We start from the raw sequence: 16,470 nt of genomic DNA, 5'->3' as shown, positions 1-16,470 counted from the left end.
TTATGAATATATCAATGTAAAAAAAATACAGCTATCAGGGTGAACTGACAGCTGTACAAGAAATAAGAATTCCTTAGTAAAGGATTTCTCGTTTATTCACTTACACCTTAAAATGTTAAAAAGATAATATCCAAGGTTAATTTTTCTCTTCATAAATAACTTCTTTCAGAATATCTTTATCATCAAATTTAACTATTACTGAATCATCAAAATTAATCCCCTTAATTTCATAGGTGTCATTACCCTTATCTATTGTTTCAGACCATGGAAGGAAACTGGTGGTTACTTCATCATAAGTTCCATAAACTTCATTACCAACATACCCTTTTATTTCTTCTACCTTCTGAGTAAACTCTCTAGCCCTACTTCTATTAAAATGTTCTTCTTCAGCAAATGCCTTATCTATCTTTTTCTGTGTCTCTTCAGGTGAAGACTGTGATGCTTGTGAAGAACATCCCACAATAAACATTAAGCACCCTGCATAAAATAATAATTTTTTCATATTAGCCCCCTATCAAATTCATTATACGTTAATTAGAATCCGCCTAAAAGACTAATTCAAGTCTCCCCTGAAACAACCGAAAAAATCCCCACCTGCGAAGTTAATAAACCAGTGAGGAAAGTATCATTTACTTACTTTTCCGCTTATCCTGTAGTTTCTCTACAATTGCCTTTTCAGTATTAGGGAACATTGCTTTTAATGATTCATTAGGCACTCTACCGCTTCTACTAGCAACGTAAGGATTTACGAAAATACGAGTATATTTCTTTCTACCCTTCATCCCTTCACCGATAAAGAAAACATTGGTACTATAAAGCTTACATCCTAAAAGTTTATTCTTCAGCGTTGAAGGTTTAGCATAATCGAACATCTTAGCTAGTTCATTTAATTCTATAGGCTGACATTCATCTTCTATAGGATTCTGTTGCTGATGACAAAGTACACCTGATTCAACATTAATAAAAGGAAGTACCATGAATAAGATGTACAGATTCTTAGGTGTATTAACTGATTTACCCTTTGTATCCTTTTCCTGATATAACGCTTGAATCTGTCTATCATAGGCTTTAACTGTTTCAGTTCCACCAGCTACCCCTTTAGATGCCTTCCCTTTAAAGTGGTATTTACTACTCCATTTCAACCTGATTTCAAAACGTCCTAATACTTCTTCCTCTAGGATTCCTGTTTCAATCATCTTGTTATAAAACTTATAAAATTCCTTTTCGTTACTGATTTCAAGTAACCCCTTTAAATCCTTCTTTAGAAGGAATCTATTGTTGTTAGTCATTAGGTAACTTCCCTTATCATCATAGGAAACATAAGTACCTAGAAACATAATTCTAGCCTTTTCCATATCGTTAAAACGTGCATCCTTGTGTAGTGCCTTCAATGTATCTACTAACATGAAAGTAAACCCCCCTACTACGTCAGTAAAAAGTTCATAATTCTTTTGATTGAAATAGTACTTTTGCTTTCTTACTTTGGCATCTTTATCCTCTACTACATAACCTTCAGGATTATGAATAATTAGCTTTTCCTGTATTTCACCATCTTCAGTTATATGTCTAAACAATTCAATATCATTAGCTTTCATCTTCTTCAGCTTCTCCTTTTATGTGTGATTCAGAAGCTATTCCCAAGCTTACAAAAAGACAGGAAATAGTTTTCTGTACATATAAAGGCGGTTGGGTATGCCAAAGTTCTACATTCAGCTTACAAAAGTATGGATAGCTGCTTATTTGTAGGTCATGCAAAAATGTCCACAAAACCTACGTTGAAACTGCAAGATTGTCCACAAAACCTACGTTGAAAAAAATTGCTGTATCCCTTGTGGCTGTAGGGATGAAGCTAATTTTCAAGGCATTTTGTTTCTCTAGTCTATAAGATACTGATAAGAACTGTAGCTTAATCAACCTCCTAACCAAATAACGAAATGAATAGTAATTTAAGACTTATTAGCGTATGGGGTTTGTCAACCCCTATACCCCGACCTAGTACTAGAATCTGTACGCCCTAAAGGGCTACATCTTCTATATACTAGTAACCTTCAAATACACTGTAAAAGGACACTAACACATGATAGCCAGACCTGTATTAGTGTTAGTATCAGATATAGATTTTTTGTTTAATGGATGCTTAGACGTAGGTGATACAGTGGCAAAGCCCTGTTCACCGAAGTCGTAGCAAAGTAACGCTAATAACAGACATAAAAAAAAACAGCCTACTAGACTGTTAAAAGTTTCACAGAATGGACACAGGATTAGTGTAGTATTTACACCCCTTCAACCACCTATAAGAGTAGGAACTAGCTGTAGGATATTTGTTTTTACCCTTTCTGTTTTATCCTTCAGCTACTTCCATCTTGTTAAAGACTTACTTTATATACCCTTCCAACAACTGAAAAGACGAACAGGTTTCCTTTTGGGAAGCCTGTTTCTTTTTTGTGGACTTATTTAACTAAAGGATGTGACTAAATGAATAACCACGATATTCTAAACCTTTTAGATACGGCTACGCTATCAGCTTTATTCAAGCTGTATAACATCAAATATTCGTCTATAGCTGTTAGGCTACGCTGTACAAAAGCTAATATCACATATAAACAACAGACTGACAGCTGGAAGGACTACGAACTTCAGATAGTACTAGAAATACTTCAGCAATATGGACTAGAAATCACAGAACTGATTCTCATAAACAGGATGGTAAATACAGCTAAGAAAAGGATGTGGAATACATGAATGAGATTAACTCTATCTGTCAGGAACTTATCGACTACAGCAAAGAATGGTACCAGGAAGAAATCACTAAAGAGGAATTGAATATCAAGCTGGAATTACTTATCAGCCGTATTGAAAGGATAGAAATCAACTACCTCCAGCCGTTAGATTTGGCTTCAGATAAGGCTAAGGATTCCTTAAACAGCCTATTATCTAAGACAAGGTACAAAGCTATTATAGGCATCAGCAACCTGATAGCTACTACAAACAAGAAAGCTTACACCTCAAAGGTAAACTTCTTACTTAAAAATAAGCTTTACTTCAGTAGCCTACACCGTACTATCAGAGTAAATATTCAAGGATACATCCATCGCAACCAGCTTCAGTACTGGAATCCTAACGTGGAAATTTTTAAATTAGGGGGAAATGAAAATGACCACTCAAACAGAAAGACTACAGTACCTTCAGAACTACTTCAGCAATCAACTAGTAAAGGTGGAGGTAAAACCGTTCAGGTCTGTAACAACTAAAGGGACTGTAACCTATAGATTTAACGATACGAGATTTGGTTACAAATTTGTAGACGGCATCGCATGGGTTAAGCCTGAAGATGTGCATAAGTTTAGATATGAAAACAGTCCATTTATCATTCACGACACTAAGGAGGAAAAGTAAGATGACAGTTAAACAACAAGTAGAATCCTTTATAGAGGAATACAATCAGAAGCAAACAGAACTCCGTACAAGGCTACAGGACACTTCAGAACGTATAGAGTACTTACAGCTAGAAATACGCTTCCTAACTGAAAAGGAAATCCCGTCCGCTTCTGCTAAGGCTGTATTAGAAGGAACTGATGATTCCCACGTTAATAAACTGAAAAAGTCCTTACAGCGTTATAAGGATGAATTAGAAATGAAACAGGAAGCCTTACTAGTCCTTAACCATGCAATTAAACAGCATCAGATTAAAGCTGGTGAAAAGCTAGTGGAACTGGACAGGCTATATCGAAGTGAGAAGCAAATACAGGAAAAGAAGCATTACAGCAAGATGATGTATTACAAGAAACAGCTAATTGATACCATGATTGAAGAAGGTGGAAAGCTGAAGGAATTAACTAGCCTTGATTATAAGATACAGGAAATCTTAGTACAGGCTGGTAGAAAGAATGGTGTTTTTGTGGATTCTAACGTGAAGTCTACAGCTACTAATACTAATGATGGACGTACTTATCTACCGTTATCTATTCAGGAAGTACAGCGGTTTGTCAGTGGGAACTTCTCTGAAACTGATTACAAATATTTACGTAGCCATTCTTCACTGAAGGACTTAGGTTAAGATGCTGTACACTGTAGCCCTTTTTACAGCCTGTTTCTTAGTCACTAGATATGAACTTAATGTACCTGTTAGGAATCCACTTAGAAATCCATTTGAAAGCTGAATAATGCTTGTGAGAAGCCCTATAACGAAATTAGATTAAGCTAGTCGTATGATTACCTTGTCGAATTGTTATAGGGCTTCTATTTTTGTTTATTAATAATAAATATTTGGATACTCTCCCCATATCTCAACATTAGTACAGATGTTTCTCATCAGTAACATTACCGCCGTTGCATCCATTCCTGTATTATGTATCTTAGATTGAGATTTAACCTTCTGTACTAGCAATTTATTTCCTGTCAGTTTACCGTTATTATATAGAACTTCACACACCTTATCCTTATCGTAATCATTATCCTTAATTGTTCCACGCATCCTAAAGTGATACATCTTAAAACCCCTTTTGATAAATATTTTCAGCGGTTAAAACATTGATATATCAGCATTTTCTCTTCAGTATCTGTAAATGCGGTTGCTTCTGCAATTGGGTATCCCCTTGCTAGTAATTCCCCCGTTCTCTTTAGAAAACTGGCTTGTTCATTTACCGACCATTTACGAGGTTTCATCTTCATACACCAGTCGTTCATATTCAGATTCTTGAATATATCCTAAGGCAATACCTTTATTAATAACATCCTTAATGGTTCGGTACCTAGGAATCATCACCTCTCCCCTTGCCGCTTTCATAACGGCATGTAAATTCCTTCCTGACAAAAGTTCAAATACACTTGCTCGTTTCCATCTTCCATACGAATAACAATTTGGAGAACACTCACCCTCGCAAAATGGACAAGTAAGTTCTACAAGTCGTTGGGCAGTAACAGCAATTAGTGTCTGTTCCACCTCCAACCAATTCACACCAAATTCTCGAAGACGGTATACAGCCCCTTTAGCATCTCGTGTATGCATGGTTGAAAGCACTAAGTGTCCTGTTAAAGAAGCACGAACAGCTATCTTGGCGGTTTCAGCATCCCGAATTTCGCCAACCATAATAATGTCTGGGTCATGGCGCAAAATGGCCTTTAGTCCTGCAGCATATGTGACTCCTGCTTTTTCATTGACCTGAACCTGAAGAACAGAATCATAATTTTTTTCAATAGGATCTTCAAGTGTAATCACATTTCGATGGAATAAATGAGCTGTTTCATTTAGTAAAGAGTAGAGTGTTGTCGTTTTTCCAGATCCCGTGGGACCTGTGAAGATAATTAATCCATGAGCGTGTTTGAGAAGGGCTAACAGCTTTCTAGTCATTGAAGGAAATAATGAGAGTTGATGAAAGGGAATCTGTTCTTGTTGGGGTAAAAACCTGATGACGAGGCTCTCTCTGTTATTTGATGGTAGAGTGGAAAGCCTGAGGCCCATCACATGTCCGTCTACCTCACAAAAAATAGCACCGCTCTGCGGACGCCTTCTTTCTCCGATATCCATATTGGCTGTAAATTTAAAATGGGAAACTAATCTGTCGCATTCTTCTTTTGGAAGAGAGAGTCGAGGAATGAGTTTGTTGGTCAAACGTATTTGGACGAGTGTGTCTTTTTTTCTTGGAATAATGTGAATATCTGTTGCCTGATTTCTAGCAGCATCTGAGATGATCCGATTAGCTAATAATTCAATTGAACTGGCAATGAATACCACCACCTTTTTATTTTCTCCTAACTAACATTCGACAAGATTCTATCTCTTCCTTCTTTATTTTTAATTTTTTTTAAAAACTACAAAAATATTCTAATAATGTTACAATATAAAGTCGATAATTGTGAACATTTTCTAAACATATAGTGTTAACATTGTTAACCTCATTCCCATGTAATAATGACTGTATTATAATGGAATAAATTATGGGGGTCCGAGGTGAATAGAGATGGAACAAACATTGAAGATAACAAACGTTTTGTCAGATCCAACACGATATTACATTTATCAATACATTACCAAACGTCACCAAGAAGTAACTGTCCAAGAGGTAGCAGAAAATTTTAATATTCATCCAAATGTAGCAAGACTGCACCTATCTAAATTAGAAGATGTAAATATGTTAGCATCTGAAACAAAGAAAACAGGTAAGGGTGGCAGGCCAAGCAGGCTATATCGTCTATCAGATGATGTGATTCAACTGCACTTCCCTTATCGCGATTACATGCTTTTATCTAAAGTGGCTATTCAAACGATGATTTCATTAGGGGAAGCTGGTAAACAGGCACTCTTCTTAACAGGAAAGCGATTTGGTACGGAAATTATTGAACAGGAAATGGCAAAAAAATCGCTTGGTGAGGAATTAGAATTCGATCAAAAGCTAAACATATTAAAAAGTGCCGCTACACTTGCAGGTTTTTATCCTGAATTTGAAGCAAATGGAGAAAAGACCAAGATCTATTTTCAAATTTTCAACTGTCCTTTTAAGGAAGTAGCTGAAGAACATACAGAAACTGTTTGCAGTATGCACCATGAATTCTTAAAAGGAATGTTCGGCGCATTGTTTAATTCGGTTGAATTAGTTGAAAAAGAAAATATGATTTCTGGCTGTGAAACATGTTCTTATCAGGCACTTGTCACAAACTAATTCGAAACCATTATTTACATTATACCGCCTTTTACTTTATAATATTGTAATGATGGTATCGTAGGGTAAAAGGAGGGGTACATATGGATCGCATGTTCAGAGTTTGTGGTTTCTGGACTGGTATTTTTACTGTAATGTTTTATCTAGGTGATTTGGATAAGACGGCAATGCTTTTCTTAGCTCAAACAGGATTCTTCGTTCTGCTTAGCTATCTAAAACTATCTGAGCGTATGTATATGTATGTGTTCGGAGCATATTTAACAGTTTTCTTCGTCGGCTTTACATATTGGACAACGTTCATGATGCCGCTTGGCGGAGGACATTAAGAAGTGAAAACGCCGGAAACCCCGGCGTTTTTTTATTCACTAAACAATTCATTCTCCGTAAGATTTAGAGATTTTTGCTGAATCACGATTTGAAAATAAGTACTTATTCCAGAAGGCATAATTAAACTTCGAATGGCTCGATTTCGTTTGCTGACCTCTGAGAAAGGATTAGGGTCGTAATGATTTTCTAAATCCTTAAGAATCCCAGCTTTTAATAAAAATTGATCCTGTCTTACCTTGGTTAACAACTTCAGATTCACATCTTCACCTTTTCGAATTAGTGCATCAAAATGGATATGAGTTGTTATATCCATCTCCCCTGGATTCAGTAACACATCATCAATCATCTGATGTTGATAGTAGCCTCGTAAACTCCCCCTTGCCCTTTGCGGTTCCATCCATTCTGCATTGGAATAGCCATAATCAGCGGTAACGACGAGTCCCTTTAGTAAAGTTTTTGAAATTCCCTTCAGCATATTCTCCATTATTAACGGAACTTCTAGCCGTTGGTTTTCATTTAAATACAGTTGATTGTCCTCTAAAAAAGAATAAATGGCTTTATTGGTTAATGGGACTCTTTTCTCAAACAATTTTTCATTTTGATAGCCAATCATCAACTCAAATAGCTCTCCATTAACTTTTTCAATTACATGAACAGGAAGTGCATCAAAAAGCTCATTTGAAAAGACCATTCCTTCAAATGCCTCTAGTTCATTAAGGTTTTCTACTTGGGTAATGGAAAAATCTTCACTTAGCAGTTCCCTCTGTAATTTGCGGTGGTAGGGACTACTTTCCACAATAAAATACTCGATTGGTGTTTGGATGGATTTGTTCCATTCCTCTAAAAAAGCCCTGGCAAAACGCCCATTACCAGCACCAATTTCACAGAATACAGGGTTGATTACATTTCTCTCACAGACCTGAGAGAACCATTTAGCAATTAATCTGCCATATATATCAGAAATATTACTTGTGGTTATGAAGTCTCCGTCCCGCCCAATTTTCTGTTTGTCTTTCATATAATAGCCGAATTCAGGGTGGTAAAGGACAGTTGAAATATAATCGGCATAGGAAATTAAATTCTTTGGTTCTGTTGAAATTAATTGTTGTAAATAGCTAATCATAAAGACTCCTTTTAGGTTATCACTATTGACATAGTGTTAAAGTTATTATATTGTTAGGTTAGTAGCTTAACAATATCCCCTCCCGTTATATGAAAAGAACATCCCCCAGAAAAACCCTTCTCCTTCGAGAAGGGTTTTTCTTTATTTTATCCACTCTCTAACTAAAAACCATTCAAGAAAGGGTTACTATCCATTTCTTCTAAAATAGTTGTCACAGGTCCATGACCAGAAAGAACATACGTGTCTTCAGGTAAACTCAGAAGCTTGTCATGTATGCTTTTTAACAACTGTGCCTGATTGCCCCCTTGCAAATCCGTACGGCCGATACTACCTTGAAATAAAGCATCACCCGAAATAACAATTCCTTCTTTTTCAAAAAAGTAAGAGACACTTCCCGGTGAATGGCCAGGAGTATGAAAAACGACAAACTCAAAATCACCTATCTTCAGTGTCCCCTCATCCTTAATGAGGTGGTCAGCAGGAGCGACCTTAATCGACTCAACCTGAATAAAAAACTGAGAACCATTTAATGCGGGATCTCCGAGCCATTTTTCTTCCTGTTTATGTAGATAAACAGGAATATTGAATGCTTGTCTCACATCATCTACGGCCCCTATATGATCAAAATGTGCGTGCGTTAATAGGATAGCACTAGGTTTCAGTTTTCTTTGGTGCAGTAAATGAAGTAGTTTCTTTCCTTCACCACCTGGGTCAACGATTAAGCATGACTTGTCTGGATTTTCAACAATGTAACAGTTTGTTTGTATAATTCCTAAAGGAAGTTGCTGCCATTTCATTTCTAGTTCCTCCAATCAATACGATATAATTATTTTACACTATTTAATAAAGAGAGAAAAATTGCAGCAAACTCATTGCTGTTTTTGCTCTCGACAAATGAAAGAAAAAAATATAAAATAGGAAACGAATGTATATAATATTGTTACATAATTTTCTTTAAAGAGTTAGGCATATTGCCTCATTTTACCAAAAAGGGGGGGACTTTTCATGGGTTTAGTTATTATTTTCGCTATCGTAACCCTGCTTGCTGCATATGGTGGATATAGCGCGCTAAAGAATAAAAATTTCTTAGGTGCATTTTGGGGTATCGCTTCTTTTCTCGTTTTTGGATGGTTTACAGTAATGACAGTATTAGAACATGGTTTTCCTACTGGAACTCACTAAAAACACCTAATGCCTTATACAGGCCTGAAAAAAAGACTGTCTGCTGACAGTCTTTTTTTATTCCTCATTTAGGAGGCTTGTAACCCGGTCTACTTTATATTCCATTGTTCGTTTCACATCTCTCCGATCATCTATGCGAATCGTTGTAGCCACCCTCTGTATTCCTTCTGCAAATGGAACCTCGTGCATGGCTTGGATTACTTCAAATAGAACTGGTAGTTCACCCTCAATAATAGTATTCATCGGTGTAAGTTGAAATCGAATTTTCCCAGCACGCTCATACTTCTTTAAAACTTTTTGCACACTTGCAACATACTTACTGACACTTGGAGTTTCCGTGCCTAATGGAATAACAGTCACATCTACAATGGCCATGGTCAAGCACCTTCTTTTCCTAGATTTCATATTTCATAACAACGTGATTTTATCACATTGCTTAAAAAAACAAAAAGAATGACTATACGTGTGTCATTCTTTAATCAATTCATAAATTTCTTTTGTTTTTAAATCAATTATTTTTTCAAGACGATTCCCGTAAAGCAAGGCATTACCTGAAGGAGAAAAAAGAATGGGTTCGTTATCCAGGTCCTCCATAATTAGGTCACTCTTTTTCTTCTTAATATTATAAGAAACGAGTTCAAAACCCTCTTTATAGGAATCAACCTCACCTGAGTTAAGAGGTTTAAAAGTAATAAATTGCCCTCTATTCTCAGCATAATCATAAAATGGAACTAACCAATCTGAGAACTTTGTTAGCTGTGGGATTGAAAATGCAAAGACCTCTTTCATTTTTTCATCAAAAAATGTATAAGCCGCCATGGATGAATCGTCATTCTTAATAGAAACTGTCATTAACAGATTGGGAAAAGTCGAAAATTGTATTACTTCTGGTAATACTGTTTTTTCCTTTCCAGTTTCTATACTTCTGAAAATAAGTGGAGCAAATAAGGTTGGAGTATTTTTATCCCAATTTAAATAGGCAACGTTCTTTTCATCAATCCACTTAATAAAAGGCTGTGGTAAGGCCAGCTCTACTGTTTTTGATTTACTTATATCTAATAACGATAAATGAAAGTTCCAATCCTCATCAAATTTTGTTACAAGAATTTGTGATTCATTAAAGAGATTCCACTCAAAGTCTAATTCATAGGAGGCAAATGACTGCTTCATTTGTTCACTACCATTTTTATCTATAATGGTTACCATCCCTTCGTATGAAGAAGGGGAGGAATGAATTAAAATATTCTTCTTAGAAGGACTTATTTTTACAGTAACGATAGGGTACTCACTTTTATAGATTAACTTGCTTTTCCCAGATATAAGGTCATATCTATATACGCTTGATGTTTGCTCCAGATTTGTAATATAAAGAACTTCCGTGTCAGAAAGCCATCCACCAAGCATGTAAAACTCGCCTTTTGGTATCGAGATTGGTAATTTCCAATCAGCTCCCTCGGGCGGAGTCGTTTCTTTTTGCGTCTCTTTTGTTACATTCGTTTTTTGTTTTGGTTGCTGCTTATCAGCACAGGCAGTTGATAGAAGGGTCAAGAAAATTAATAGTAATACAAAGAATAGATGTTTCTTATTATTCAGTTGGTCCAATTTAATTCTACTGCCCCCTCCCTCTATGCATCTCATATGTTAGTACGTTTTTTTCACAAAAATGTTTCAAGTTTTCTTACTTATAAGACAAAATAGGAAAAAAGCCGTATACCCGGCTTTTTAAACGTAATGTCTTATTGTTGATAATTTATTTTAATCAGTATGGATTGATAAAACAAGTATATAGTATCTATAAAAATGAAAAAGTAAGAGCAGCCTTAAAAATTTCCTCTGATGGCTTTAGTATTTTTTGAAATTGCGATAGGGGAAGAGGATTGATCCCTTTTCCTAACTCCATAGTAAAACCTGGACGTTTGAACTCCTGGATAAACCAATCTTTAAATCCTGCATGACTATTTACATAACGTATGGCTCGGTATCCGCTTACTCTTTCAAACTCTTTGGCCATTTCTTCCGATACTGCTGGCTCAAGACCTTCATAGCCCCAATAAAATTCCTCTCCCTGTGTGTGGAAGGCAATAATATAATCAAAAGAGTTATTTTTTACTAAATTCGCCATCGCAATCGCTTCCGGTTCAGTTAATGGTGAATCACCCGGGAAATCCCTAGGTGCCGGGGATTTTGGTTTCTTATTTCTTTTACAAACGTCCCAGTTTGCAGGAAACTGATTATTTAGGTCAATCCCTCTAATATTTGCCTTCCAATGTACAAATTCATCGCTTCCTTCATTCAATTCAATTACATCCTCCCTCAACTCTCTAGGAGGCCCATTTAAAACGAGGTCTACTCCATCAGGATTCACCATAGGTACAATAGATAACTCTATTTCTTCATATGAATGAAAAGCCTTTTCTCCTCTTATCATAGATCCATTTGTTAATGAGAGAAGATAATTATTAACCAAGTTCATTAAAACCATAGTTGTAATCCATTCATTAGCATGGAACGAGGCGTTCATATGTATTTTCTTTTTCCCCCGGCCGATTCTAATTTCATGAATGGAATTCCCAAGGACACTCTCACCTATTATATTAACTGAAATAAAAGGATAAGCTTTCTTAAGGGAATGAATTGTTTTTATTAGACTGGTATAATTACAAGCAGATTTCACTGTAGTAAATGGAGTGGTAATCCTCTCTGGTACATATATAGTATCACCCATTTGCATACGTTCGGAGTCTATCCTTGGATTAAGGATAAGAAATGCATCCACATGTAAATCGGCAGCCGCAGCAAGGTCCACTAGAGTTTCCCCTTCTTGTATTGAATAGGGGATAGATATATATCCTGGTATTTTAACCTTTTCTCGCAATTTTAGGTTATTTAGGCTTTTATTAGGGTTTGAATCTTCTATGAGGCTGAGTGGTAACTTAAATAAGCTACTAAAAAAAGATAATGTATCTCCGGATCGTATTGTTATTTCCATACTTCCCCTCCTCCCATCATAAATAAATATGTTGGATGCCTGAGAGAAATGAATGATTGTATGAAAAGAAAAAGCCTGCATGATTGCAGACTTTCCAAATGAATGATTACTATTGGTTTAATTTATTCTTTATAAGCCATGCGGCCCCAAGGACACCAGCATCATTTCCTAATGTTGCTAAAGATAAGGTTGTGGATTCTCTGACAGCCGTAAAAGCGAATTTGACAAAATACCCCTTTACCTTTTCTAATAGAAAGCTCCCAGCCTTCGAGACTCCACCACCTAGGACAATCATACTTGGATTTAGTGTGTTGGCAATATTAGCGGCAACAAAACCTAAGTGAAAGGACACCACATCTAAAACTTCTAGAGCTAATACATCCCCATTTTTGGCTGTATCGAACACATCTTTAGCCGTTATTTTTCCGTAAGCGTTTAAGATCTTCCTAAGTTCACCGGTTGTTTCGCTTTTATTCAACTCTTCCATCGCCAAGCGAACAATACCTGTAGCTGATGCCACTGTTTCAAGACACCCCGTCTTACCACAATTACATGGTGCTCCATCGAAAGGAATAGCAGTAATATGGCCAATTTCCCCGGCTGCTCCATTCACACCTTGAACGATATTCCCATTAGCAATCACGCCACCGCCAACACCTGTTCCTAACGTGATGCAAACAAGATCTTTAGCTCCATTTCCAGCACCCTTCCACATCTCGCCCAAGGCTGCACAGTTAGCATCATTTTCAATTGTAGCAGGAAGCATGGTGGTCTTTTCGAGACTCGCTTTTAATGGGTAGTTATCTCTCCAGCCTAAATTTACCACGTTTAAAATGATTCCTTTTTCGTAATCTACAGGCCCAGGAGCACCCATTCCAATTCCTATTAATTTGTCCTTCATCTGACCTAATTCGATTAATTTTTCATCAATGGCTTTTGAAATATTTGATGTTATATTTTGACCTTCATTGGTGTTATCGGTAGGCACTTCCCATTTTTCAACGATTTCTCCATCCATCGTGATAAAGGCTATTTTAGTAGTGGTTCCCCCTAAATCAACGCCTGCAATCCATTTTTCTGACAATGTATATTCACCTATCTTTGTTTGTTATTTTGATTTTTCTTTCTCTAATTGAATTTCGTGTCTTAATATTAACAATGCCGTTTGGAATTCTCTTGTTTCAACTAACTGTGCCTGATACAACTCCTTTAATTCCGACTCCATTAATTCAAGATCTGAAACTCTATCCCCTACATAGATAAACGTTCCGAATTGCTTTAAGAATTGCTGAATTTCATAAATCGTTTTCATCATGATCTCCTTAAATTTTAATATGGAGAGAACAATTAGTTTCACAACAAAAAGTATAACCTAAGCAAAATTCCACCTCAAGGCAATAATTCAATTATTCTTTAAAAATCCTTCTGCATTCATACATGTCCAATTTATTGGCATTTCCATGATTATGTTGCCATATAACAGTAACAGGACAAACAAAGTGTAATTTTAACCACGGAAGGAAGAAAAATTGTGAAAAAAATATATATCATGGTTGGAATTCTAATACTCGGTATCACTGCTTACGTTTACTCACAAGTAAAATCACCTGTTGCAGAAGAAAGTATTACTTATTTCCCAATTGCTCCTAATGTTAACTTTACATCTGCCAGGACCTCTTTATCTTTAATCAAACCTAGTTCCTTACTCTGGACGATAGATTCCACTCTTGACCGAAAAGCATATTTACGGCAGGATGCAGGATTTTTATACTCCAATGGAAGGCTGATCGGAGAACTTGGGAATTGGAAACAAAATACATCAAGGCTCTTACAAGAGAAGCCTATCCCTATTAAGGATTCTTCTCTTTTTCAAGCAATTACTTTTCACCAGGGAGAACTCCATGAAAATGACACCCCAATATATAGTTCACAAGCATTATCAGATGATTATTTATACGTCATTCACCAAGACAACACTAATCGATCCTTCCACAGTCCTAAAACAAAAGAACAAACGGAGTGGAAACAAAAACTAGATGAACAAACAGAAAGAATGCTGCAATACAGCTGGAATAAAGGGATTAGGCACTTTACTATACATTTAGATGACTATCAAGTAATCCCACTGACTCTTTTTAGCAAAAATGCAAAGTCTAGTTTATCTGGATTTTCAAAAGCAGCTTCCGCTCAAATAGTAGGTCAATTATGGGAAGGTCTTTATAAAAATTACTTCCTTGGTATAAAAAAAGCCGATGGCACCATTGTATCCCCCATTGGCAGTACCCTTCCGCTCATTTTACTAGCAAAGAATAAATCACATTTATTAGTTTTAACTGAGACAGTAAATGGTGAGCCTATTCTCCTCCGCCAGATGATTGAATAAGTTGATCAATTTCCCGAACTAAGGCCGAGTATTCCTTTTTATCCGGACTTAGTTTGGCTGCTCTTTCGGCGTATTTTTTCCCTTGTATTAGGTCGTTTTCTTCTAAGTAAATAAGAGCTAGATTATAGTTGGCTTCAGGAAAACCAGGTTCCAATTTTAAAGCCTTTTGCAAATGTGTTTTTGCCTCTGTTAGCATGTTTTGCTTAATCTCAGTAAAGGATAAAAGGAAATAAATTTGAGCCGAAGGGTTTTCTGACCTCTCCTCGACCCCCTTAAGAACTTCATATGCCTGCTTATAATTCTCATGGTTTATATATTCTTGAGCTAATATGAGATTTGAATTTTCATCTTTTGATTTTGATGTATCACTAAAACCGAAGGATAAAGAAATCACAACTGCCATAATTGATAGAAGTAAAAAAAGTAATTGTAATAGTGGTTTTTTCTTCTTTGGAAAATGCATCATTCCGGATGCCAAAAATCCTCCAATCAGCCCACCTAAATGTCCCGCATTATCTATTCCATTTTGTGAAAAACCAAAAGCAATGTTTACTAAAAAGATAGCGATAACGTACGTTCCAAGTGTCCTTGCAAATAATTTCGGGTAGATTACACCGAAGTAAAGTAAGGCTCCAAAGCACCCCGCAATAGCTCCACTTGCTCCTACCGAAACGTTATCAACAAATATAAAGCTAGCAATGAACCCAGTTATTCCTGAAAATAAATAGATAAATATAAAGCGGACACTACCGTACATTCTTTCAACTGCTGTACCTATAAAATATAAGGATAGTGAGTTCATAGCTAAATGGGTAAATCCACTATGAAGAAACACTGGTGTAAGAAAGCGCCACCATTCACCATCTTGAATGTATGGATTAAACTTTGCTCCATACTTAATCAGATTCTGGTTATTCGTACTTCCACCATGTGTCTCTAACCAGAAAAAAACGGCAATTTGAATGATCATAAATACATAGGTAAACAACGGTTTACCGCTAGTAAATATAGCTCTTTCAGATTTCACTTTTTTTATTGCATAGTCTAAAGCAGTATTCTTTAACTTTGTAGCATCTTGTTCTGAGTATTCATCGTTTATTGAAAAAGTAATTTCCTTTCCATACCGCTCTGAAAGAAGTTGAAAACCTTCATCGTAGTTCTTGCTGGTTATCAAAACCGAGTTCACTATAGTTTTCTTTCCTTCTGGATAAACAAATGGCTTAGCCAGTCGATACTCATATTCATCAACAGGTGGAAATTGACTTACATATATATTTAATAAATTTAGTTCCCCACGACGAACTTGTCTACGGACTCTCTCTCCATTAGATGCACAAAACACAATATCTTTTTGTATGGAGTTGCTCCAGTCAATGTCTTGGCGAAGCAAACGAACAATCGGAGCACCTTTACTTTCAAGTTTTTCTAACCAAAGCTCTTTTTGATTATCGAATAGTTGAATAATTCTATAGCCCTGCTCAGATATAAAAAAATATGCCAACCTCCAAAATACATAGTCCTCTCTATAATTCAACTTCCACCCTACTTTCTATATCAGAATAAGTCGCAATTAGAGACATTTTCAATCATTTTTACCTCATTACTTTCATTATAAACGAATTACTAAAGTCACCCTAATTAAACAATGAAATATTAGAAACTTAGATGTTGATCTCCACTCCAGGTGCGAGCGGTTCGCGGGCGTGCCGGGGAGCCTCCTCGTCGCTGCGCTCCTGCGGGGTCTCCCCTGCCCCGTACTCCCGCAGGAGTCTTCGCACCTTCCGTTCCAATCAACTTAACATAAAAA

Annotated in this window: 20 protein-coding genes; 7 read left to right on the top strand and 13 right to left on the bottom strand. The window is 36.4% G+C overall.

Annotated elements, in window-relative coordinates:
• Nucleotides 1–136: 136 nt before the first annotated feature.
• Nucleotides 137–502 carry a hypothetical protein gene (locus AA0X95_RS11060; protein WP_413308819.1) on the bottom strand — a complete coding sequence of 122 codons (366 nt, stop codon included), beginning with the start codon at nt 500–502 and terminating at the stop codon, nt 137–139.
• A gap of 127 nt (nt 503–629) precedes the next feature.
• On the bottom strand, nt 630–1,595 hold the full coding sequence (locus tag AA0X95_RS11055) for a hypothetical protein (RefSeq protein ID WP_413308817.1): 966 nt from the start codon (nt 1,593–1,595) through the stop codon (nt 630–632).
• Between the two features lie 880 nt (nt 1,596–2,475).
• Here AA0X95_RS11055 and AA0X95_RS11050 point away from each other — a divergent pair.
• The 3 genes from AA0X95_RS11050 (at nt 2,476) to AA0X95_RS11040 (ending at nt 4,057) form a co-directional block, all read left to right on the top strand.
• Nucleotides 2,476–2,742, top strand: a complete 267-nt coding sequence (locus AA0X95_RS11050) for a hypothetical protein (RefSeq protein WP_413308815.1) — start codon at nt 2,476–2,478, stop codon at nt 2,740–2,742.
• A complete protein-coding gene (locus AA0X95_RS11045) occupies nt 2,739–3,251 on the top strand; it encodes a hypothetical protein (RefSeq protein WP_413308813.1) in 513 nt (170 codons plus the stop codon). The genes AA0X95_RS11050 and AA0X95_RS11045 overlap by 4 nt, the downstream gene beginning before the upstream one ends.
• Nucleotides 3,252–3,397: 146 nt before the next feature.
• Nucleotides 3,398–4,057: a hypothetical protein gene (locus AA0X95_RS11040; protein ID WP_413308811.1), complete on the top strand. Its 660-nt coding sequence runs from the start codon at nt 3,398–3,400 to the stop codon at nt 4,055–4,057.
• Between the two features lie 195 nt (nt 4,058–4,252).
• Here the strand turns inward: AA0X95_RS11040 and AA0X95_RS11035 are convergent, their stop codons facing one another.
• Genes AA0X95_RS11035 through comGA form a run of 3 tightly spaced genes read right to left on the bottom strand, consistent with a single transcriptional unit; the run spans nt 4,253 to nt 5,737 of the window.
• A complete protein-coding gene (locus AA0X95_RS11035) occupies nt 4,253–4,489 on the bottom strand; it encodes a hypothetical protein (RefSeq protein WP_413308809.1) in 237 nt (78 codons plus the stop codon).
• Nucleotides 4,490–4,515: 26 nt separating this feature from the next.
• The gene (locus AA0X95_RS11030; RefSeq protein WP_413308807.1) at nt 4,516–4,665 is read right to left on the bottom strand and encodes a hypothetical protein; all 150 of its coding nucleotides are present in this window, start codon (nt 4,663–4,665) and stop codon (nt 4,516–4,518) included.
• Nucleotides 4,652–5,737 carry a competence type IV pilus ATPase ComGA gene (gene comGA / locus AA0X95_RS11025; RefSeq protein ID WP_413308805.1) on the bottom strand — a complete coding sequence of 362 codons (1,086 nt, stop codon included), beginning with the start codon at nt 5,735–5,737 and terminating at the stop codon, nt 4,652–4,654. Before comGA ends, AA0X95_RS11030 begins: the two co-directional genes overlap by 14 nt.
• Before the next feature lie 223 nt (nt 5,738–5,960).
• On the opposite strand from comGA, the gene AA0X95_RS11020 reads away from it, so the two are divergent.
• A complete protein-coding gene (locus tag AA0X95_RS11020) occupies nt 5,961–6,659 on the top strand; it encodes a helix-turn-helix transcriptional regulator (RefSeq protein WP_413308803.1) in 699 nt (232 codons plus the stop codon).
• An 83-nt stretch (nt 6,660–6,742) separates the two neighbouring features.
• Entirely contained in the window at nt 6,743–6,985 is a 243-nt protein-coding gene (locus AA0X95_RS11015) for a DUF2626 domain-containing protein (protein WP_413308801.1), read from the top strand.
• Nucleotides 6,986–7,017: 32 nt separating this feature from the next.
• Here the strand turns inward: AA0X95_RS11015 and AA0X95_RS11010 are convergent, their stop codons facing one another.
• Both AA0X95_RS11010 and AA0X95_RS11005 read right to left on the bottom strand, forming a co-directional pair.
• Nucleotides 7,018–8,109 (bottom strand): class I SAM-dependent methyltransferase, encoded by a 1,092-nt coding sequence (locus tag AA0X95_RS11010; RefSeq protein WP_413308799.1) that lies wholly within the window; start codon nt 8,107–8,109, stop codon nt 7,018–7,020.
• 161 nt (nt 8,110–8,270) lie between these two features.
• Nucleotides 8,271–8,906 carry an MBL fold metallo-hydrolase gene (locus AA0X95_RS11005; RefSeq protein WP_413308797.1) on the bottom strand — a complete coding sequence of 212 codons (636 nt, stop codon included), beginning with the start codon at nt 8,904–8,906 and terminating at the stop codon, nt 8,271–8,273.
• Nucleotides 8,907–9,114: 208 nt separating this feature from the next.
• On the opposite strand from AA0X95_RS11005, the gene AA0X95_RS11000 reads away from it, so the two are divergent.
• A complete protein-coding gene (locus AA0X95_RS11000; protein WP_413308795.1) occupies nt 9,115–9,291 on the top strand; it encodes a DUF2759 domain-containing protein in 177 nt (58 codons plus the stop codon).
• Between the two features lie 57 nt (nt 9,292–9,348).
• On the opposite strand, the gene AA0X95_RS10995 is transcribed toward AA0X95_RS11000, so the two are convergent.
• The 5 genes from AA0X95_RS10995 to AA0X95_RS10975 form a co-directional block, all read right to left on the bottom strand.
• A complete protein-coding gene (locus AA0X95_RS10995; RefSeq protein ID WP_413308793.1) occupies nt 9,349–9,666 on the bottom strand; it encodes an MTH1187 family thiamine-binding protein in 318 nt (105 codons plus the stop codon).
• A 93-nt stretch (nt 9,667–9,759) separates the two neighbouring features.
• Nucleotides 9,760–10,893 (bottom strand): hypothetical protein, encoded by a 1,134-nt coding sequence (locus AA0X95_RS10990; RefSeq protein ID WP_413308791.1) that lies wholly within the window; start codon nt 10,891–10,893, stop codon nt 9,760–9,762.
• A gap of 190 nt (nt 10,894–11,083) precedes the next feature.
• The gene (locus AA0X95_RS10985; RefSeq protein ID WP_413308789.1) at nt 11,084–12,280 is read right to left on the bottom strand and encodes a M14 family metallopeptidase; all 1,197 of its coding nucleotides are present in this window, start codon (nt 12,278–12,280) and stop codon (nt 11,084–11,086) included.
• 109 nt (nt 12,281–12,389) lie between these two features.
• Nucleotides 12,390–13,364, bottom strand: coding sequence for an ROK family glucokinase (locus AA0X95_RS10980; protein WP_413308787.1), 975 nt, complete (start codon nt 13,362–13,364; stop codon nt 12,390–12,392).
• Between the two features lie 24 nt (nt 13,365–13,388).
• Nucleotides 13,389–13,592: a YqgQ family protein gene (locus tag AA0X95_RS10975; RefSeq protein WP_413309954.1), complete on the bottom strand. Its 204-nt coding sequence runs from the start codon at nt 13,590–13,592 to the stop codon at nt 13,389–13,391.
• 219 nt (nt 13,593–13,811) lie between these two features.
• On the opposite strand from AA0X95_RS10975, the gene AA0X95_RS10970 reads away from it, so the two are divergent.
• Nucleotides 13,812–14,663, top strand: a complete 852-nt coding sequence (locus tag AA0X95_RS10970; protein ID WP_413308785.1) for a hypothetical protein — start codon at nt 13,812–13,814, stop codon at nt 14,661–14,663.
• Here the strand turns inward: AA0X95_RS10970 and AA0X95_RS10965 are convergent.
• Nucleotides 14,635–16,164 (bottom strand): rhomboid family intramembrane serine protease, encoded by a 1,530-nt coding sequence (locus AA0X95_RS10965; RefSeq protein ID WP_413308783.1) that lies wholly within the window; start codon nt 16,162–16,164, stop codon nt 14,635–14,637. The genes AA0X95_RS10970 and AA0X95_RS10965 overlap by 29 nt on opposite strands.
• Between the last annotated feature and the right edge of the window lie 306 nt (nt 16,165–16,470).

It is taken from the genome of Neobacillus phoenicis (assembly GCF_047302305.1).
In the GTDB taxonomy this organism is placed as follows: domain Bacteria; phylum Bacillota; class Bacilli; order Bacillales; family Cytobacillaceae; genus Neobacillus.
This window is presented reverse-complemented; position numbering and strand designations above follow the sequence as displayed.